Annotated in this window: 21 protein-coding genes and 1 rRNA gene; 14 read left to right on the forward strand and 8 right to left on the reverse strand. The window is 43.8% G+C overall.

Annotated elements, in window-relative coordinates; genetic code table 11:
• The 6 genes from rrf to NLX67_RS16460 form a co-directional block, all read left to right on the forward strand.
• Positions 1–77 (forward strand): 5S ribosomal RNA (gene rrf / locus NLX67_RS23445); the annotation flags it as partial.
• Between the two features lie 200 nt (positions 78–277).
• Positions 278–439: a hypothetical protein gene (locus tag NLX67_RS16440; protein WP_254312602.1), complete on the forward strand. Its 162-nt coding sequence runs from the start codon at positions 278–280 to the stop codon at positions 437–439.
• A gap of 35 nt (positions 440–474) precedes the next feature.
• On the forward strand, positions 475–675 hold the full coding sequence (locus tag NLX67_RS16445; protein ID WP_254312603.1) for a hypothetical protein: 201 nt from the start codon (positions 475–477) through the stop codon (positions 673–675).
• A 134-nt stretch (positions 676–809) separates the two neighbouring features.
• Positions 810–1,526, forward strand: coding sequence for a hypothetical protein (locus NLX67_RS16450; protein WP_254312604.1), 717 nt, complete (start codon positions 810–812; stop codon positions 1,524–1,526).
• Positions 1,527–1,685: 159 nt separating this feature from the next.
• Positions 1,686–2,774 (forward strand): type III polyketide synthase, encoded by a 1,089-nt coding sequence (locus NLX67_RS16455; protein WP_254312605.1) that lies wholly within the window; start codon positions 1,686–1,688, stop codon positions 2,772–2,774.
• Complete coding sequence (locus tag NLX67_RS16460) at positions 2,771–3,298, forward strand: isoprenylcysteine carboxyl methyltransferase family protein (protein ID WP_254312606.1); 528 nt, start codon at positions 2,771–2,773, stop codon at positions 3,296–3,298. Before NLX67_RS16455 ends, NLX67_RS16460 begins: the two co-directional genes overlap by 4 nt.
• A gap of 40 nt (positions 3,299–3,338) precedes the next feature.
• On the opposite strand, the gene NLX67_RS16465 is transcribed toward NLX67_RS16460, so the two are convergent.
• The 4 genes from NLX67_RS16465 to NLX67_RS16480 form a co-directional block, all read right to left on the reverse strand.
• A complete protein-coding gene (locus NLX67_RS16465; protein WP_254312607.1) occupies positions 3,339–5,237 on the reverse strand; it encodes a DUF2207 domain-containing protein in 1,899 nt (632 codons plus the stop codon).
• A gap of 84 nt (positions 5,238–5,321) precedes the next feature.
• The gene (locus tag NLX67_RS16470; protein WP_254312608.1) at positions 5,322–6,023 is read right to left on the reverse strand and encodes an exonuclease domain-containing protein; all 702 of its coding nucleotides are present in this window, start codon (positions 6,021–6,023) and stop codon (positions 5,322–5,324) included.
• A 6-nt stretch (positions 6,024–6,029) separates the two neighbouring features.
• Entirely contained in the window at positions 6,030–7,010 is a 981-nt protein-coding gene (locus NLX67_RS16475; RefSeq protein ID WP_254312609.1) for a DUF294 nucleotidyltransferase-like domain-containing protein, read from the reverse strand.
• A gap of 63 nt (positions 7,011–7,073) precedes the next feature.
• Positions 7,074–8,342 (reverse strand): ammonium transporter, encoded by a 1,269-nt coding sequence (locus tag NLX67_RS16480; protein WP_254312610.1) that lies wholly within the window; start codon positions 8,340–8,342, stop codon positions 7,074–7,076.
• Between the two features lie 339 nt (positions 8,343–8,681).
• Here NLX67_RS16480 and NLX67_RS16485 point away from each other — a divergent pair, with 339 nt between their 5' ends.
• Positions 8,682–9,425 (forward strand): YwaF family protein, encoded by a 744-nt coding sequence (locus tag NLX67_RS16485; protein ID WP_254312611.1) that lies wholly within the window; start codon positions 8,682–8,684, stop codon positions 9,423–9,425.
• Positions 9,426–9,751: 326 nt separating this feature from the next.
• Here NLX67_RS16485 and NLX67_RS16490 read toward each other — a convergent pair whose 3' ends face one another.
• Positions 9,752–9,976: a hypothetical protein gene (locus NLX67_RS16490; protein ID WP_254312612.1), complete on the reverse strand. Its 225-nt coding sequence runs from the start codon at positions 9,974–9,976 to the stop codon at positions 9,752–9,754.
• Positions 9,977–10,156: 180 nt separating this feature from the next.
• Positions 10,157–10,540, reverse strand: coding sequence for a VOC family protein (locus NLX67_RS16495; protein WP_046181131.1), 384 nt, complete (start codon positions 10,538–10,540; stop codon positions 10,157–10,159).
• A 100-nt stretch (positions 10,541–10,640) separates the two neighbouring features.
• Here NLX67_RS16495 and NLX67_RS16500 point away from each other — a divergent pair, with 100 nt between their 5' ends.
• The 3 genes from NLX67_RS16500 to NLX67_RS16510 all read left to right on the forward strand — a co-directional run bounded on the left by NLX67_RS16500 (position 10,641) and on the right by NLX67_RS16510 (position 12,220).
• Positions 10,641–11,009: a fluoride efflux transporter FluC gene (locus NLX67_RS16500; RefSeq protein ID WP_254312613.1), complete on the forward strand. Its 369-nt coding sequence runs from the start codon at positions 10,641–10,643 to the stop codon at positions 11,007–11,009.
• Positions 11,009–11,317, forward strand: a complete 309-nt coding sequence (locus tag NLX67_RS16505) for a fluoride efflux transporter FluC (RefSeq protein ID WP_254312666.1) — start codon at positions 11,009–11,011, stop codon at positions 11,315–11,317. The genes NLX67_RS16500 and NLX67_RS16505 overlap by 1 nt, the downstream gene beginning before the upstream one ends.
• Before the next feature lie 78 nt (positions 11,318–11,395).
• Complete coding sequence (locus tag NLX67_RS16510) at positions 11,396–12,220, forward strand: aldo/keto reductase (RefSeq protein WP_254312614.1); 825 nt, start codon at positions 11,396–11,398, stop codon at positions 12,218–12,220.
• Between the two features lie 67 nt (positions 12,221–12,287).
• Here NLX67_RS16510 and NLX67_RS16515 read toward each other — a convergent pair whose 3' ends face one another.
• Positions 12,288–13,235 (reverse strand): LacI family DNA-binding transcriptional regulator, encoded by a 948-nt coding sequence (locus tag NLX67_RS16515; RefSeq protein ID WP_254312615.1) that lies wholly within the window; start codon positions 13,233–13,235, stop codon positions 12,288–12,290.
• A gap of 333 nt (positions 13,236–13,568) precedes the next feature.
• On the opposite strand from NLX67_RS16515, the gene NLX67_RS16520 reads away from it, so the two are divergent.
• From NLX67_RS16520 to NLX67_RS16530, 3 genes are read left to right on the forward strand one after another with little or no spacing between them, the layout of a single operon-like run.
• Positions 13,569–14,333, forward strand: coding sequence for an NUDIX domain-containing protein (locus NLX67_RS16520; protein WP_254312616.1), 765 nt, complete (start codon positions 13,569–13,571; stop codon positions 14,331–14,333).
• A 16-nt stretch (positions 14,334–14,349) separates the two neighbouring features.
• Positions 14,350–14,898: a cysteine hydrolase family protein gene (locus tag NLX67_RS16525; RefSeq protein WP_254312617.1), complete on the forward strand. Its 549-nt coding sequence runs from the start codon at positions 14,350–14,352 to the stop codon at positions 14,896–14,898.
• 3 nt (positions 14,899–14,901) lie between these two features.
• Positions 14,902–16,353: a nicotinate phosphoribosyltransferase gene (locus NLX67_RS16530; protein ID WP_254312618.1), complete on the forward strand. Its 1,452-nt coding sequence runs from the start codon at positions 14,902–14,904 to the stop codon at positions 16,351–16,353.
• A 337-nt stretch (positions 16,354–16,690) separates the two neighbouring features.
• Here the strand turns inward: NLX67_RS16530 and NLX67_RS16535 are convergent, their stop codons facing one another.
• The gene (locus NLX67_RS16535; RefSeq protein WP_256519943.1) at positions 16,691–17,707 is read right to left on the reverse strand and encodes a potassium channel family protein; all 1,017 of its coding nucleotides are present in this window, start codon (positions 17,705–17,707) and stop codon (positions 16,691–16,693) included.
• A gap of 378 nt (positions 17,708–18,085) precedes the next feature.
• Between NLX67_RS16535 and NLX67_RS16540 the strand changes: the two genes are divergently transcribed.
• Positions 18,086–18,619, forward strand: coding sequence for a GNAT family N-acetyltransferase (locus NLX67_RS16540; protein WP_254312620.1), 534 nt, complete (start codon positions 18,086–18,088; stop codon positions 18,617–18,619).
• The last annotated feature ends 47 nt before the right edge of the window (positions 18,620–18,666 follow it).

The following is an 18,666-nucleotide window of genomic DNA, read 5'->3' on the forward strand; positions in this document are numbered from 1 at the left end:
CCGAACACGGCAGTTAAGCTCTTCAGCGCCGATGGTAGTTGGGGGTTTCCCCCTGTGAGAGCAGGACGCCGCCTGGCACGACAGGACAACTTGAATATTCAGGTTGTCTTTTTTTGTTCCAAACAAATCATTATGGTAATTTCGTTTATATGAAAAGGCGGTTGAAGCCGTGAATATGAAAATAATGATTAATGAAGCTTTATAATTTATAGAACGGATTTCGGCTGCACTTCGGCAAATAAATGAGCGTGTCGCTACGTTCAAGCGGACAGCAGACGTGATTGCCGAAACGGCAGAAGAAAGTGCCAGAAACACAGAGGGAGTATCAGCCGCAATAGAAGAGCAACTTGCATCGATGGAAGAAATTTCAGCTGCGGTTAAATCGATAGCGCAAACGGCGGATGATCTTCAATCGATGGTGCATCAATTTAAAATATAAAAACGATCCACCTTTCTGAAAAGACGGGTGGTTTTTTGTGGTTTGGCTGGTTTTTATTTAACGCCGTCCGTACTTTGGATGCGTCTAAGACATCACTTGCGTCAATTGCAATTAATACGGTACTTTCTGGGGCGAGCGGTTGTGCGGTTGTACTGTTCATGACACTGAAAAAGTTTGGCAAAACCGATCCAAGTATGACGATGAATGGTGTTCTGGCCGGGCCTATTTTCGATTAAAGCAGCCTGCGCGTTCCTCCCGCAGTGAAAAAACTCTCTCCCTTTTAACGGGGACAGGTTTTTTTGCGACAGAAAGTGTTTAAAGGTTTTTAGGCGTGGAAAACTCCTTATTATTGAGAGGAAGGAGGAGTTTCGTGATTATCCTTAGTTTAGTGTTTGCGATTGGTTTTGCGGCCATCCATTTTTCAGCAAAGTATATGGCATTTATTAGCCGCGTTTCAAGAAGCCGATTTTTATCCTTTGCGGGCGGCATAGCAGTTTCTTATGTGTTTGTACACCTTCTGCCAGACTTAAATACACACCAGCAAGTATTAGAAAAAGCTGATAATGGTGTGCTTCAATTTGTTGAAAATCACGCTTATTTGATGGCGCTTTTTGGACTTGCTCTGTTTTATGGACTTGAAAATGCGGTATCACGCGCTACAAAAGACAAACAGACGCATGTAGGTTCAGGCATCTTTTGGATTCATATCGGAATATTCCTTTTTTATAATATGCTGATTGGTTATCTGCTTATTCAAGAAGAGTTTGAGCATGTAATGGGGATGGTATTTTATTTTCTAGCCCTATCCGTTCATTTTGTGACGGTGGATCAAAGTATGCGGGAAACACACCAGCATGTTTATGACCGGTATGGACGCTGGATCCTCACGGCTGCGGTTTTGGTCGGCTGGAGTATCGGTGCTGTTACGCAGCTTGAGGAAGCGTTAATTTCTATGATGTTTGCTTTTTTATCTGGTGCACTCATTTTGAATGTCCTGAAAGAAGAGCTGCCGGAAGAAAGCGATAGTAGTTTCGGCGCTTTTGCCACAGGATTAACCGTATATTCTATTTTACTTTTAGTTGCATGATAAAGCTCCGGTGCTGACTGACCGGGTTTTTTCTTATTCATATGTATCGAAACAGACTTTTTCAAGTTATAAAAGAAGAGAATGGCAGGGAGGAGTTCATAAATCAGTATAAAAAGGAACGAAGGGGGAAGGGTAAAGAAAAAGAAAAGTGGGATGAGCATGCCGATTATTGTATCCATTAGTACATTTAACCCTCCGAATATAGTGGAACAAAAACAAACAGCCCAATTTGCCCATGAATTATTTAAAGATGATTTTCGAGATATCGAGCGGCTCTTAGCTGTTTTTCAAAATGGGCAGATTCAAAAACGTCATTTTGCGATGCCGTTAAAATGGTTTGAAAAGGATCACAGTCTGCAGGAGCGAAATTATTTATATGTTAAGAAGGCTGTTGATTATGGAATTGAAGTCATTTCGCGGTGTCTGGATAATGATCGATTTTTAATGAATCCACTGTCAGCTGATGAAGTTGAGGCTGTTTTTTTTATTTCCAGTTCGGGTATAGCGACCCCAAGCATTGAAGCGAGAATCATGAATCATCTGCCGTTTTTGGATAATACAAAACGCATACCGATCTGGGGGCTTGGATGTGCCGGGGGGGCAGCGGGTATTAGCCGGGCTTATGAGTATTGCTTAGCTTTTCCTAAAGCGAAAGTACTTGTTTTGTCGGTTGAGTTATGCAGTTTAACGTTCCAGCGAAACGACCGTTCTAAAAGTAATTTAATTGGCACATCGCTATTTGCGGATGGGGCTGCATGTGTATTGATGGCTGGTGACGAGGCGGGAGTAAAGACGAAAAAACTCATGCCTTCCGTTTTAAAAACAGAATCAAAACTACTTCCTGATTCTGAGGACGTTATGGGATGGGATTTGAAAGACAGTGGTCTTCATGTTGTTTTTTCCCGGGATATTCCGATGATCATTCGCAACTGGCTCGGGCATTTTGTGAACACTTTTTTAAAGAATCAAAAGCTATCTATTGAAGAAATTGCACATTTTGTAGCACATCCAGGCGGTAAAAAAGTGCTCGATGCCTATGAGGATACGTTGCAGCTTTCAAAGGAAAAAACATCACATTCTCGTGCTGTTCTTTCGGAATTTGGCAACATGTCGTCCCCTACCGTTTTATATGTACTTGAACATTTCATGATGGATGAAATGAAGAAAGGGGATTACGGATTAATGGCTGCTTTAGGACCGGGGTTTTCAGGAGAATTAGTTCTATTACAATGGGGGAAGGGAATATGAGAGAGTTGTTTTGGCTTTTTATCCTATTCGTTTGTGTACAGCGGATTTCAGAATTGATTATAGCCAAGCGAAATGAAAAATGGATGCTTAGTCAAGGCGGTTATGAAACGGGTGCGCGCCACTACCCGTTCATCGTCGCTCTTCATATTAGTTTTTTTATTAGCCTTATCATCGAAGTGGAACTCCTTCATAAGACAATTATTTCGGACTGGCCCTTGTGGCTGACTTTGTTTTTGCTTACCCAGCTAAGCAGAGTGTGGACTCTTCGTTCACTTGGAACCTTTTGGAATACGAAAATCATTGTACTGCCCGGAGCAAAAATTGTTAAAAAAGGACCGTATCGATGGGTTCGTCATCCAAACTATATCATTGTCACAATGGAATTTATCATTATTCCTTTTCTGTTCCAAGCATATTATACGGCGCTAATTTTCACTTTGCTTAATGCGTTCATGCTCACTGTGCGAATTGCGGCGGAAGAACAAGCGTTAATGAACGCCACCGATTTCAAGAAAGGGTATTAAGTTTACCTGGAAGTTGGACATTGATTTACAGGAGTGATCATTAGTCACCGCCACCGCCTCCACCGCCGTCGCCACCTCCACCATCGCTTCCGCCGCCGCTGTCTCCGAAGAAACCGCCGCCCCCATCAGATGAAGAGGAAGAACTTCCGGGAGGTGCGCTCCATTTCCATGTGTGTGCAACATAGTTGACTGGTTCTTGATCAGTCAGCATCAAATAAGCGAGCGGGGCTGTAGCAGCCATGGCCGGTTCTACTGGTGTTTCGGGTGCTGATCGTTTAGCGCGCAGCAACAGTGAACGGACCATCCATTTTTCTAAATCGCCTTCCGGAATTGACTTCATTTTTTGAAACTTATTTATATCTGATTTTGTGATGGCTGCTTCACTAGAAAGTAAAAAGCGTGGTGTCAGAGCATACAGCAGCGCATTCAGTAAAATGAACAAAAGGAGCCAAAGTGCGGCATCGGTATCGTACAACATGGCGACAGCAATGATAGATACGATATAAAAAAGAATGACCGGCCACCGTTTTTTCGGCTTCCGCCAAATGACAAGCAAAAGCACAAGGCCGATCACGCCGTAAACAATGCTTGTTGAAGCGGCTAAGGAGTCTACGGCGTACGCGTATAAAATAAAGGCATACACGGTTAGCAGCATCAATTTTTTTAAAAAGGATGGGATCCCGCTGCTGAAAAAGCCATCATTTTTTAATTCCTGTACAATGCAGTCTGCCCATTCTTCTTGTTGCTCTTGGTAATAACGGACTTTCTTGTGCAGATGGCTGCCCTTTTTTAATATTTTTTCACGTTTTGTCACCCCAGCAAGATCATGTATGGTAAACGTTTTTCGGTTTTTAAACAACATCTTTATCAATTTCTGGTCGCATGCCGGAACTTTTCTCAGCTTAACGTTTAGTGTAAATTGAAGCGTTTCATCCGGCGCTTCCGGGTCTTTTTGGAAGCGTCCTTTTGATTGAACAGTCTCCACTGTTGCCATTCCTCGTTCAACCAGTGAATAAAGACCGGCCAGAAAAGCATATTCATCAGAACGTCCATTGCGGTCAATCATATATAAATAAAGTGGATCGTGGTGCAACAAGGAAGAGGAATCGCCCGGACCGCCGCGAAAGCGCAGTAAAAAAACAACAAGAATGCCAAGGGAGGCAGCGGCCGACAGCACTTTCAAAATCGTTTCCAGCTTCTGTTTTTGGTCTTCTTTTTTATAAAATGACTGGGCCAATGTATTTTCTTTTTCCACCGCTTTTGTCAATGTCACAGGCGCAGCCGGTTTGTCCTGTATCATCATCACGGAAGACGGAAACAGGACACGCACTTCCGTTAAAGAATAAAACGGCGACTTCGGCGTTATAAAGCGGACTACTTCCGCTCCTTTTTCCTCCACAACTCCGAACCGGTCATGCATAAACGCATAATAGCGGGAAGGTTCGATAGACTCTGGAAAAACGACGTCGATTGTGACGTTTTCGAGTGTTTTATCATGGTGGTCGTCCGTTCCGAAAAAAGGAATCGTTAAATCGCTGTAAGCTTCATAAGAACGGACGGCATTGACAAGTTCATATGTAAAAAAAACGGACTTTTCTTCGTCCTCTGAGAGAAGGTCGGCACTGTACGTGTTTTCATCCCGGCTGACCGTCAGTGATTGCAAATCAGCTTGATTAACGAAGCCGGGCTCCGCTGATTTGTTGGTCAGCTCATAAGCTTCAAAGTTCTGTACACCGTTATGCCCGTCTGTATGAATAGATCGAATTGCATGGTCGTATTTTCCGTTAAATGTATAATGGAAAATTTCGTTTACTAGAACATTGCCATTTGTCTGGATCCAAGCGCGGATCTGCACTTCATCAATATTGTACGACCTGGCCATAGCCGGTGTGGCAAACGTAAAAAGAAAAAGAATAAAAAATAGCAATTGTTTTTTCATTATTGCAACCTCCTTTATTATCCATACGAATAATAAAAAAGAAAAGATTCGAAAAGAAGGGAAATAATACAAAAGACCCGCCATTTATCGAATTGTGGCGAGTCTTTCATATACTTGAGAAAGGGTCGTAACACCCATTTTTTGAAGTTTTTCAACATATACAGCCCAAAGAGCCGCAGTAAGGCGTGCATCACCAAGTGCATGATGGCGGCCGACAACGGGAATCTTGTTATGTTCGCAGCAATCTTCGAGGCGGACATAAGGATTGTCCGGTTCGGCAATCCGATACATAAAAGACGTATCAATTAGACGATGTGAAAAAGGCGCACGGAAATATTTACGGCTTGCGTACGTCATAAACGCTTTTTCATGGCTGGCATGATGGGCAACGAGCGGGGAAGCGCCACTGAACTTAAAAAACTGTTCAATTGCTTCAGCAGGCTCTGGCGCGTTAACCAATTCTGATTCATCAAGGCCGGTCAGTTCTTTGACGAGAGGCGGAATTTCTTCGATAAAGCGAACGAGTGAATAATATTCATCTTCTACGCGGCGGCCCGTTACCTTCACGGCGCCAATTGACAAAATTTGATCGCCTTTATCCGGATGAAACCCTGTTGTTTCCAAGTCGAACACAATTACCTGTAATTCATTGAGCGGAATCGATGTTGTTTGTTTCGTTTTTAAGTCCCGCTGAAGACTGCGCATAAACGCCATATCGTGGCGGCCGCCTTGCAGCCCTGTAAAACGGTTCCCGCTTAAATTTTTCATAAAATCGTTAAAGCCCATTGTGCATCATCCCTTTGCTGTAAATCGCTGCACGTAATGATGAAGGGATTCCGCAGTTTTTAAAATATGGCGCAGCTCCCGCTTGCGTACCGGTCCGAGTGAATCAATATTCACAAAATGGGAACTGTCATAATCCGGTGCATTTTTTAATGCGCGGAGCCTGAACTCGAGCAGCGTCCGGAAAGCTTCTTCATAATCATCGATGCGGCCGTCATAAGCAGGAATCTTTTTTAATGCTTTCATACGCATTAACGTGGAGGAAGGTTCGATTCCTTCTTTCATTGCAAGTACCCGAATAGCATTGACATATGGCAGGAACGCAGATTGTTTTAAATTTAACGACCCCGCATGCTGTCCGTTTTGTTCAGTGAAAATCTGTCCGAATAAGCCGACTGACTTTTTCATGAATTGAATGTTTTCGAAAAAACGTTTCAGCTTGTGCGAATCTTGTTGTAGTGCAGTGGTTATTTGCTTTTTCAAAGCGGAAACCGGTGCTTTTTTTCCGTGCAGTACCCGGGCGTCGCAAATCATATGAAGTGAGCGGATCGTATCTAGTGTTTCGGCATCAATCCATGAAGCAATCTGTTCTTTCCAGCCCGCTGACGAACGGCACCAAACAGGATTAGAACTCATGACCTTCCCTTCGCAATACGGGTAGCCGGTCTCATTTAAGCCATCTGAAAATGTTTGGCCTAACTTGAGAAAATAGCCAGCAGCTTCTTCTGTATCCAGCTCGAATACGATGCCATGGTCCTGATCGCTGATTATGCCCTGTTCAAAACGTCCGGCGCTGCCGAGCAAAAACAAGGAGTATGGGCAGGGGGGGGAACCATATTGATTTTCATGGTTCTGCAGGGCGATGGTGAACACCTGCTTCATAATATTGTCATGAAAGGTATTCAAGTGCTGTGTTGAATGGAGATGCTGATCGATCGTTCCATCTTTTTCCTGGCGGATGTCCGCGTATATCTGTTCTCGGGTCGTCATCGTACTCACTTCCTTTTTACATTAATAATACGCAAAGCGGCTTCGCTTTGCGTATTATTAATATTATTTTCCTGCTGCTTTCGATGGATTATCAGCGAATACTTCCGGATAGCCATAAGTACCGTGTTCGCTGATGTCGAGACCCATGATTTCTTCTTCTTCAGAAACACGCAGTCCGCCAAGAAGCTTTTTGATGATGAAAAGAATCACGAATGATGCAACGAAAGCGAATGCGCCTGAAACGAATACGCCCATTGCCTGAACGCCAAGCTGTGCAAAACCGCCGCCATAGAAAAGACCAGGCTGTCCGACTGTTGCAAGTTCAGGTGTTGCGAAGAAACCAGTTGACAACGTACCCCAAATTCCAGGAATACCGTGAACGGAAAGAGCGAAGATTGGATCATCAATACCGAGTTTCTCCATTAGTTTCGCACCGTAGAAAACAAGAACACCGGCGATTAAACCGATCACAACGGCTGCCCATGTATCAACGAATGCACAAGATGCTGTGATTGCAACAAGGCCGGCAAGTGCGCCGTTTAAAATCGTTGGAATGTCTGATTTACCGAGAACAACCCATGAAATAATCAAGGCCGCAACAGCACCTGCACCAGCAGCAAGCTGTGTATTTAATGCAACGAAGCCGAAGAATCCAGCATCAACTGATACTGTACTGCCTGCGTTAAAGCCGAACCAGCCAACCCATAAAATCAATACACCGAGTGATGTGAAAACCTGATTATGTCCGTGAATCGCATTAGCAGAACCATCTTTATTAAAGCGGCCAATCCGCGGTTTAAGCAAGATGGTGGCAGCAAGAGCAGCCATCGCGCCGGTTAAGTGAACAACGGTTGATCCGGCGAAATCCTGCTTGCCGTGTTCTGCAAGCCAGCCGCCGCCCCAAATCCAGTGTGCGACAACTGGATAAACAAATGCTGAGAAAAGAATTGTGAACAAAACGTATACAGATAACTTTGCACGTTCCGCGAAACCGCCAAGAGCGATCGTGATCGCGATCCCTGCGAATGCCAGCTGGAATACGAAAAACACAGTGGATGAAAGGCCTAAATCTAATTCAGCACCGGAATAGAAAAAGTTCGATAATCCAACGAAAAAGTTTGCGTTATCACCGAAAATAAATGCGAATCCGACAGCCCAGAAAACGAGGGAAGCAAGTCCGAATGTGAAAGCGGTTTTCCCGGCAATATGACCGGCGTTCTTCATGCGAGTTGATCCAGCCTCTAGCATAATAAATCCGGCAATCATGAAAATAACTAAAATAGCACTAACCATGACCCAGAGGCTGTTCATCAAGTACAACATATCTTCCATGTTAAAACCCTCCCGAACGTTATTTTTAGTAACTTTTAATGTTATGTTTTATAACATGTACTTATCTTATGCGGAAAAAGAAGATTCGTCAATAGTTTTTTAGGGGTTTTTCAACTTATGTAAAGAAATATGACATTAAAAAAGCAGAACAATCATTTTGAAAAGAGGATTAATGTACGGCTTAGAAGGGTTTTGGAGTCATTAGACCTGTGACATTAGCCTGCTCATGTTTTGCTGAAAAAGTTCATAAAATGAAAAAAGGATGACTAAATCTATGACAAAAAAAGGATGATTGCACCTCAAATATGATACACTGGCAAAAAAGAGGGGGGCGGGAAGATGAACTGGTTTGGCGGAAGCTATGAGGAATATGATTTCAGCATGTTTTCAGGAAGCCACCTTAGTGTGTTAGCAGTTATTTGTGCCGCGCTCATTGGAATATATGCCTTTCGCCGTCAATTAATTGCACATATCGGTCGGAAAACAGAAATCAGTATCGCTTTCTTCTTATTATTAATAGAAGCACTCTATCATATTTGGATGCTGACAACCGACAGCTGGAAGATCCGGCATGCCATTCCACTGGAGCTATGCAGCATTAGTTTGTTTTTAGCTGTGGCACTATTACTAACGCAAAAGAAAGTCATTTATGAAATTTTATTGTTTACCGGTTTGCTCGGAACATCGCAGGCGCTGCTGACTCCTTATTTAAATTACGATTTTCCGCATTTTCGCTTTTTTCATTTTTTTACAGTCCATGCATTTATAATGATTGTGCCGCTTTATTTTACCTGGATAAAAGGATATAGACCGACCATTTATTCTATTCTGAAAACGATGCTGTTTTTAAATCTATTAATTCCTGTCGTCATAAGTGTGAATAAGTGGACAGGCGGCAACTACTTATATTTAAGCCATAAGCCGGATAGTGCCAGCCTGCTTGATCTGCTCGGTCCGCATCCTTGGTACATTTTTTCACTTGAAGCGTTGGCACTCGTACTGAGTTTGCTGATTTGGCTGCTGTTCCGTGAGAAAGAGACCGCCGGACAGCTGTTGGAAAAGCCATTTCGACGCAGAGCATGAAAAAAAGCGGATTATAACAAATCCGCTTCAGAGTGTAGACAAATAAAACCTTTTGTCAGCACATTTGATTTTTCTTCTTCATCCTTGTTCTTTGGTGATGGCGGTGTATAGCTTTCTGATTGGAGCCAAAATGCGGCGGGCTCGCGACTTCGCGTTCCGCGGGCAGGCGCTGAGCTCGTTTCCGTCGCTGCGCGCCTCCACCGGTCTCACCTGGCCTGCTAGTCCCGCAGGATTCTTCGCCGCAAGCCCGCCGCCGCTGTTTCTATAAAAACAGCGGCCGGTTCATGGGGACATGCTCTGCTGGCGACAGCGCCAAAATGGGACCGTTACGATGCCCCATTCGTTTTCGTGAATAAAAGCCAGCCAAAAAACGGCACGAACATTCGCAGCTCTTTTAAAAAATGGTGTGAAGCAAAAAGGACGCAGACTCCTGCGGGAACAGCGGTGAACGTGAGACCCCGCAGGAGCGGTGAACGTGAGACCCCGCAGGAGCGGGAGCAACGAGGAGGCTCACGCACTGCCCGCGGAAAGCGAAGTCCTTTTTGCTTCACCTATCAGCCCCTTCAAAAAAAAGACTGACGATTTTGTCGACAGCTTGAAGCGGATTACAACAAATCCGCTTTTTTCATTCATCAAGGTCTTTGTTTCAATAAAAAGAAAAAGAGACCAATTAATAGTAAGAATGCCGCCGATTGCAATGAACAGCGGCAGCCCAATGGAACGCTTCTCTATTACCGTTCGAACAGCTCAATCCATTCGCCGTCCGGTCCGTAGAAAAAGATGTATTTGGATCCGTTCGGAAGTGTTGTCACGACTTCATCCACAAATATGACATTATGTGTTTTCACCCGCGCAATTTCCTCTTCGATATTGTCCACAGTAAACGCGATATGATGCACTTTGCCTTCTGCGGGCAAGGCCGGATTGTATCCTTCAATTAATTCAATTAATGTTTCATCTGTCTGATGAAAACCGAGAAAAGCAATTTTTAAGCTTGGGTCGGGGTGTCCTTGTTTTTCAAGTAATTCAAGTCCGATTACCTTCGTATAAAAATCAATTGTTACATCTAAATTTTTCACTTGAATGCCAACATGCTCAAGTTTTGAAATAGCCATTATGTATGTCTCCTTTTTTCTTTATTATCACCCTGCCTTGACAAATTCACCAGCAAAAATAATGATAAAAGGAAAATGCAGAAAAGAGAGAAGGATTTTTTTGTTACTCTACATATTGATTGGATTGGCCGGAATGATCGGCGCATTACTGCGGTACACAGTCTCTATTACAACAGCCTTTTGGTGGGAAGGGAATTTTCCGCTGGCTACTCTTTTGACGAACTATATCGGCTGCTTTTTATTGCCGTTTCTGACGCTTCAATTAACTGATCGTATGATTGTATCGATGCAAAAAGCGATCACTGCGGGCTTAATTGGTTCGTTTACAACTTTTTCTACATTCAGTGTCGAAACAATAGCCCTTTTGGAAACAGGTGAAACGATAACAGCGTTTGGTTATGTTCTGTTAAGCATTGCCGGCGGGCTTTTTTTTGTTCACCTCGGTTATAAAAGGGGGCGCGGGTTATGATGTTCGTTGCAATTGGCGGTTTTTTCGGCGCGATCGCCCGTTTTTGGGTAAGCAATCAGCTGAATAAAAAACCTTTCCCATTTGGGACCCTTCTAGTGAATGTACTTGGAGCTTTTTTACTTGGGCTGCTTATTGGAAGCGAAACAGGTGAAAATAGCCGTCTTTTATTCGGTACTGGATTTCTTGGTGCATTCACGACGTTTTCAACGTGGCTTTTTGAGGTAAAGAAAATGGATGTGAAAAAGGCGGTGTTTTATACAGCGATTACAGTGGCTGCAGGTTTTTTGGGCACATGGATCGTCATGTAAGTCGTCTGAAAGGAAATGAAAGTATGGACTATGCTATACTTTCAACGTGAATAATTTACCAGGAAGGGAAGCGGGAGAATGCAATTTGTTACATTAAATAATGGACTCCAAATGCCACAGCTTGGCTACGGCGTCTGGCAGGTTGAAGATGAAAAAGCAACGCCAGCTGTGCTAAAAGCAATCGAAACAGGCTACCACTCCATTGATACGGCGGCTGTGTACGGCAACGAGCGTGGTGTCGGACAAGCGATTAAAGAATGCGGCGTGCCGCGTGAAGAGCTGTTCATTACGACAAAAGTGTGGAATGCGGACCAGGGGTATGATGCAACATTAAAAGCATTTGATGAAAGTATTGAAAAGCTTGGTCTTGATTACGTTGACTTGTATTTGATTCACTGGCCAACGCCGGCGGAAGATACGTATGTGGACACGTACAAAGCACTTGAAAAATTGTATGCGGATGGACGCGTGAAAGCGATCGGCGTATGTAATTTTGATATCGACCACTTGCAGCGTTTACTGGATGAGTGCGAAGTGAAGCCAGTTTTGAACCAGGTGGAGTGCCACCCACATCTTGTACAAAAAGAATTAAAAGCGTTCTGTAAGGAAAATGATATTTATGTGGAAGCGTGGAGCCCGCTTATGCAGGGTGGCATCGTGCTTGAAAACGACATCGTAAAAGCAATCGCCGACAAGCACGGTAAAACACCGGCACAGGTAATTTTACGCTGGCACCTGCAAAACGACTCCATCGTGATCCCGAAATCAGTTACACCATCCCGCATTGAAGAAAACTTCAATGTGTTTGATTTTGAATTAACAGAAGAAGACATGGAGCAAATTACGTCGCTTGATAAAGGCGAACGCACAGGTCCTGTTCCAGCTGAATTCAACCGTAAATAAACAGAAACTGCCGGCGGCTTTGCCCGCCCGGCAGTTTTTTGATTTTTTTGAAGCGGAATGTTCACGCTCAAGCACTTCCACGCTTGATCAATCGAAAGGGCACTTCCATATGTGAGATTTCGACTGAAATGACTTGCTGAAATGCGATTTCCCCAAGCTGCTGCAAGGGAAGCTCAACCGTAGTCATGTTGAGCGCACTGGAAATCGGATGATTGTCAAAACCGACAACAGACACATCTCCCGGCACGGAAAAGCCGATCCGGCGGCATTCAAGCAGAAATCCCGCTGCCACAAAATCATTGGTAATAACCATGGCGTCCGGGCGGTCATGGAGTGCCGCCCACTCTCCAGCGATCCTTGTTCCATCCTCAATCGTCAGCGCCTGGTCAAAGACCCAATGACGGCGCATTTCACCAAATTGTTCTTCATACGCTTTCTTCCGGGCAGAACTGCTTTTTCCTTCCATTCTTAAGGTTGTGTAACCAATATTTGTTTTTCCTTTCTCTTTCAAAAAAGACAAAGCAGATTTAAATGCTTCATATTGATTCACAAAAACGGAAGACAAAAGATTCCCAGACAGCGCTTCACACAAGACGATTCGTCCATATTCGCTGTAATCTTCTACAAGTTCAATCGGGCATTCGCGTGACGTGATGATCAGTCCATCCACTTGCTTCAGTTTTAACATGTCAAGCGCGTCCATTTCCTGCATGACATTATAATTGGTCTGCACAATCATCAGCTTATAACCATTTTTTTCGGCCGCTGACGCAATCCCGCTTAAAATGATCCCGAAATACGGATGGCTTACAAATGGTAAAATAACGCCGATAGTTTCGGTTTTGCCGCGAGCTAAATGGACAGCGTTAATATTTTTTTCATAATGCAACTGATCAGCTGCGTCTAACACAGCTTGCCTTTTTTCATAGCTTACATATGGATGACCATTTAGTACTCGTGAAACAGTCGCGGCGGAAACACCGGCGACCCGGGCAATGTCGTGAATATTTGCCATTATCATTCCTCTTTTTTTAACAAATGCTTGCACTGAAATGGGTTTCATACTTTACATTGTAAAAAATGAATGGAGGGGTGGCAACTATGTCGGGTATTTTATCAATTCTCTTTTTATGTGCCGTAGAAATTTTGTTGGCCAATGCCGCGGTGAATGAGCGGGAAAAGCATTGGCACTGGGAATAAATAATATCGTTTGCTTAGATTGAGCAGGGGGAATATAAAAATAATTCAGAAAAACCGGCTGGATAAAGCCGGTTTTTTCTTGCAAAATAAACAAGCAGTCGATATAATTAGTAATTATAAAATTAGTAATTAGAAAAGAGGGGATAAAATGAATCAATATGACTCCTCGAAATACCGAACACCCGACGGATACACTGCGGATATCGCTGTTTTTACAATTTTGTCTGAAAAAAAAGAAGAAAAAGCGCCGCCGGATATGAAGCTGCATATGATGCTTATTCAGCGGGCCGCAAAAGACAGGGAAGGAAACCCTAATATTGAAGCAGAAAAGTGGGCGATCCCCGGCGGATTTATACAGCCCAATGAAAAGGGAATCGAAGCAGCAGCACGGGAACTGGCGGAAGAAACCGGCGTTAAAGGGCTGCATATTCGTCATTTCGGTATGTATGATACACCGGGACGCGACCCGCGCGGCTGGATTATTTCCAATGCTTTTTATGCCATTGTACCGGAAGCAGCTCTTCTTAACCGGACGGCTTCGGATGATGCGGCGGACGTTCAGCTGTTTCCAATAGAAGATGTGCTGAACTTGGATCTTGCATTTGACCATCGGCAAATTGTCAACGATGCACTCGTTCTTATTCAATCAGATATGCTGCGGACGACGATGGCGAAAAACTTTTTACCGGCTGAATTTACACTGTCAGAATTGCAGCGGGTGCTCCTGACTGTCACAAATGATGCAAAAATCGCGTCTGACCCGGGTTTTTTTTCCCGAACGCCGAAGCTCCCGTTTCTGGAGCTGGCGCTTGATGAAGCCGGACAGCCGAAAAAAACGACGCGGCATTCATATCGGCCGTCCCGCTTGTACACATTTAACGACATTGAAGTAATCGAATCCATTTACGGATAAGAAAGGCGGATGTTTTATGAAAGCATTGCTAAATATCGATTATACGTATGATTTTGTTGCCGATGACGGGAAATTGACGTGCGGCAAGCCTGGCCAAGTGCTTGAAAGAGAAATTGTGAGGTTGACAGAACAGTTTATTGAAAACGGCGATTATGTTGTGTTTGCGATTGATGTGCATGACGAAAAAGATCCGTACCACCCTGAAACAAAGCTGTTTCCACCTCATAATATTCGTGCCACTAAAGGGCGCGATTTGTACGGGAAGCTTCAATCTGTGTATGAGGAAAATAAAACACGTGAAAACGTTTATTACATGGATAAAACCCGTTATTCGGCGTTTGCCGGAACGGACCTCGACATGAAACTGCGGACGCGTGAAATTACAGAAGTGCATCTTGTGGGTGTGTGTACTGATATTTGCATTTTGCATACAGCAGTTGATGCGTATAATAAAGGATATGATATTGTCGTTTATGAAAAAGCGGTCGCATCGTTTAATGAAGCAGGGCACGAATGGGCACTCAGCCATTTCGTGAATACGCTTGGGGCCAAAGGGGGGAAATGAAGAATGACGAAACATCAAGACGACAGCTTAATGTTGCACACTGATTTGTATCAAATTAATATGGCAGAAACGTACTGGCGTGATGGCATTCACGACCGCAATGCTGTTTTTGACTTGTATTTCCGGCGGCTGCCGTTTGGAAACGGGTATGGTGTGTTTGCCGGTCTGGAACGGGTCATTTCCCTTGTTGAAAAATTCGGCTTTACAAATAGTGATATTGATTATTTGCGAGAACTCGGCTACGGGGAAGATTATTTAGCATTTTTAAAAGAAATGACATTTACAGGTACTATTCGCTCGATGCGTGAAGGGGAAACCGTCTTCGGCAATGAGCCGATAATGCGTATTGAAGCGCCGCTTGCTCAGGCACAGCTGTTAGAAACGCTTCTGCTAAATGTCGTCAATTATCAAACGCTTATTGCGACGAAAGCGTCGCGTATGATGCAAGTCGTCGGGAGTGGAACGGCGCTTGAGTTTGGTACAAGACGGGCACAGGAAACTGAAGCAGCCATTTGGGGAGCGCGGGCCGCTTACTTGACCGGGTTTGCCGGCACGAGCAACGTCCGTGCAGGGAAACTGTTTGGCATTCCCGTATCCGGCACGCATGCCCATGCGATGGTACAGGCTTATCAGGACGAATATGTTGCGTTTACAAAATATGCCGAGACGCATAAAGATTGTGTATTTCTTGTGGATACATATGACACGCTTCGGTCCGGTGTGCCGAATGCGATTCGTGTCGCCAAAGAATTTGGGGATGAAATAAATTTTGTCGGCATTCGTCTCGACAGTGGTGACCTTGCATATTTATCTAAAAAAGCCCGTGTGATGCTTGATGAAGCAGGATTTCCAGATGCGCAGATCATCGCATCCAATGATCTTGATGAAGAAACCATTATGAGCTTGAACGCACAAGGCGCAAAAATCACCGTCTGGGGCATCGGTACAAAACTCATTACCGCATTTGACCAGCCGGCACTTGGAGCAGTGTTTAAGCTGGTTGCCATTGAAAATGAACAGGGCGATATGGTCGATACCATTAAAATTTCCGGCAATCCGGAGAAAGTGACGACCCCGGGGAAAAAGAATGTCTACCGTATTATTAACAATGCGAATGGAAAAGCAGAAGGGGACTACATCGCCCTGCAGGAAGAAAATCCGCGGGAACAGGAAAAGCTGAAAATGTTCCATCCTATTCATACGTATATCAGCAAATTCGTGACTGATTTTACAGCCGTTGACCTGCATGTGGACATTTTTGCAGATGGGAAATTGGTTTATACACAGCCGCCGCTCGCGGACATCCGGCAGCATGTGGAACAAGGCTTGTCGGTTTTATGGGACGAATATAAACGGCCGATCAATCCGGAACAATACCCGGTCGATTTAAGCCCGTCCTGCTGGGAGCATAAAATGAAAAAAATTGAAGAAATGATGCCGCCGTCTGCGCGGTGAAAAAAGCTTGCCTGAAAAGTGACGAAACACTTCTTGGGCAAGCTTTATTTATTGGCCGGATTTTTATCCATGACAGTAAAAAAAAGAAAGAATTCGACCGTCAGCCATTTTTTTGAATTTTTTTGTATTGAATATAATAATTACTGGATATGAATATTTTAGAAGAGACGTGCGGAATCAAAGTGGCTCAGAAAATTCGAATCGCTTAAAGATGCGGCACCTTTTCAATGCATTGATTCAGCATATATCAGTAAAAACGCCGCCATTAAAGCTGCTTTACGCGGGCAGTATGGCGGCGCTGATAAGACAGTTTAGCACAGCGGGAAAATGCTCCTGTTTAAAGCTTGCTGTAGGCTTTTTCATCACAAATAATAAAAAGCCGGGCATTTTTTGGAATCGGGTCATCGAGTTTTCCCATAATGGAAAAATCATGATGATTGGCGACGAGAAGAATGCCTTTTTCATCAAGCACCCGTTTCGCATCGCGGTATGTCTGCCAGCCGGCTTTGTTGTCAATATGATAAAGATCGTATCCGTCGTGACACGTCAGCTGTCGGATAATTTCGCTTGAACCGTTAAATAAAATCGAGCGGGCGGCTAAATGGGCAGCCGTATCATTCGGTGTAATAAATTCCTCTACATTTGCGTGCGAAAATGCATTTAAATGGGTGGAGTCGGCCACTTCGCAAATTGTGTACACGTTCCGGCCATATTTTTGTGCAGCGGCTTCGATGCCGGATGCAATCAAAAGTGTCAGCCCATCAGCTGTTGATGCATTCAAAGCGTGATCCGGCGAGAAAATCATGATTGATTTCACTTTTAAAAAATTCGCTTGCTTTAGCGTTTGCTCAGAAGCCGGGGCTCCTTTCACAAAATCAACTCGTTCGTGTAAAAAAGGGATTTTTTCCACAGCTTCATCAATGATAACTGCGTGCACATCGGGAAATGTTTCGAGCAATTCCGTCAGTGTAATGCGCGCACGGCTTGTCCAGTTAATGAGAATAATGTGCTGTTCACGTGTAATTGTCAACAGTCCTTCCTCCTTCATCCGTTTCCGCATACTCAATGCATCAATAATTTTACCAATCAGCACGGTCATCAGCCCAATTCCAAAAATATACAGAAGCATCGCGAATAGCTTCCCAGGCACCGTGGCCGGCGACACATCCCCGTACCCAACTGTGACAACTGTTGTCATCGTCCACCATAATCCTTCAAAAGGCGATACAAACGTTTCTGGTTCGATGTAGTACATGAAAAAACTGCTGAACAAAATGAGTGAACACGTGGCGAAAAAGAGGGTCCAGTTGCTCATATGGATCGCTTTGAAAAAGAGTTTGCGAAAAAAGATCATCGAATGACAACTCCTGACCGGAAGACTTCTTCCTTATTATTATACAAGAATAAGAGAAAAAGAAAAACCTTCCTGCAGCAGGCAGACAGGAGAATGAATGCATGGATTCTTGCAAATTCTGTTTTTGGGCCAGTTCACGGCAAATAGGATGGGAATGAAATAAATTAATGTGTGCCAGTGCTGGTTGTTTCACCATGTTCAAGACCAATGATTTGATACGCGTGAACAGCGGTCGAAAGCCGATAAACGATGACAAAGATTGTTTGTCCTTTCATTATCTCTTTTAACAAACAAAGAAATTGTGATAGTTTGATTTACTTTTATCTGAATATTAGGTATTTTTAAATTAAGTGTAAAAGAAACAGGAGGATGATAGGGATGCTGTTTCAAAAAGGGAAATTAAAAGTAAGACCGCTGGAACAAAAAGACGAGAATCTGCTTGTTAAATGGCTGTCAGATCCTGTCGTACTGGAATTTTATGAAGGACGGGACAACGCATTTGATCTTGAAAAAGTAAAAAAAGAATTTTACACGGAAGAAGAAGGTATGGTGCGGGGCATTATTGAGTTTGATAGAAATGAGATCGGTTACATTCAATATTACCCATTGAGCGCAGAAGACCGTGAATTGTACGGCTATGGAACAAGTGACATTGTTTACGGCACGGATCAGCTGATCGGAGAAGTCGACTATTGGAATAAAGGCATCGGGAAAGTGCTTGTGAAATCAGTCGTTGAACATCTTGTGAAAACAAAACAGGCACAAAAAGTAGTTATGGACCCGCAGGAATGGAATGTCCGAGCGATTCGCTGCTACGAAAAGTGCGGTTTTGAAAAAGTGAAGCTGCTGCCTGAACATGAGTGGCATGAAGGGAAACATCATAATTGCTGGCTTCTGGAGTACACAAAATAAAGAAACGAAAAGCGAATATCGCTTTTCGTTTCTTTCACTGCTTTTTC

The sequence above is a fragment of the Domibacillus sp. A3M-37 genome (assembly GCF_024213455.1).
Lineage (GTDB): Bacteria > Bacillota > Bacilli > Bacillales > Domibacillaceae > Domibacillus > Domibacillus tundrae.

Excerpts from the sequence above, each read along its gene's own strand:
- NLX67_RS16480 (WP_254312610.1), bottom strand. The coding sequence starts at position 8,342 with ATGGAAGATATGTTGTACTTGATGAACAGCCTCTGGGTCATGGTTAGT.
- NLX67_RS16510 (WP_254312614.1), top strand. The coding sequence starts at position 11,396 with ATGCAATTTGTTACATTAAATAATGGACTCCAAATGCCACAGCTTGGC.
- NLX67_RS16495 (WP_046181131.1), bottom strand. The coding sequence starts at position 10,540 with ATGGCTATTTCAAAACTTGAGCATGTTGGCATTCAAGTGAAAAATTTA.
- NLX67_RS16470 (WP_254312608.1), bottom strand. The coding sequence starts at position 6,023 with ATGGGCTTTAACGATTTTATGAAAAATTTAAGCGGGAACCGTTTTACA.
- NLX67_RS16485 (WP_254312611.1), top strand. The coding sequence starts at position 8,682 with ATGAACTGGTTTGGCGGAAGCTATGAGGAATATGATTTCAGCATGTTT.
- NLX67_RS16520 (WP_254312616.1), top strand. The coding sequence starts at position 13,569 with ATGAATCAATATGACTCCTCGAAATACCGAACACCCGACGGATACACT.
- NLX67_RS16530 (WP_254312618.1), top strand. The coding sequence starts at position 14,902 with ATGACGAAACATCAAGACGACAGCTTAATGTTGCACACTGATTTGTAT.
- NLX67_RS16540 (WP_254312620.1), top strand. The coding sequence starts at position 18,086 with ATGCTGTTTCAAAAAGGGAAATTAAAAGTAAGACCGCTGGAACAAAAA.
- NLX67_RS16460 (WP_254312606.1), top strand. The coding sequence starts at position 2,771 with ATGAGAGAGTTGTTTTGGCTTTTTATCCTATTCGTTTGTGTACAGCGG.
- NLX67_RS16505 (WP_254312666.1), top strand. The coding sequence starts at position 11,009 with ATGTTCGTTGCAATTGGCGGTTTTTTCGGCGCGATCGCCCGTTTTTGG.
- NLX67_RS16465 (WP_254312607.1), bottom strand. The coding sequence starts at position 5,237 with ATGAAAAAACAATTGCTATTTTTTATTCTTTTTCTTTTTACGTTTGCC.
- NLX67_RS16455 (WP_254312605.1), top strand. The coding sequence starts at position 1,686 with ATGCCGATTATTGTATCCATTAGTACATTTAACCCTCCGAATATAGTG.
- NLX67_RS16535 (WP_256519943.1), bottom strand. The coding sequence starts at position 17,707 with ATGATCTTTTTTCGCAAACTCTTTTTCAAAGCGATCCATATGAGCAAC.
- NLX67_RS16525 (WP_254312617.1), top strand. The coding sequence starts at position 14,350 with ATGAAAGCATTGCTAAATATCGATTATACGTATGATTTTGTTGCCGAT.
- NLX67_RS16515 (WP_254312615.1), bottom strand. The coding sequence starts at position 13,235 with ATGGCAAATATTCACGACATTGCCCGGGTCGCCGGTGTTTCCGCCGCG.
- NLX67_RS16475 (WP_254312609.1), bottom strand. The coding sequence starts at position 7,010 with ATGACGACCCGAGAACAGATATACGCGGACATCCGCCAGGAAAAAGAT.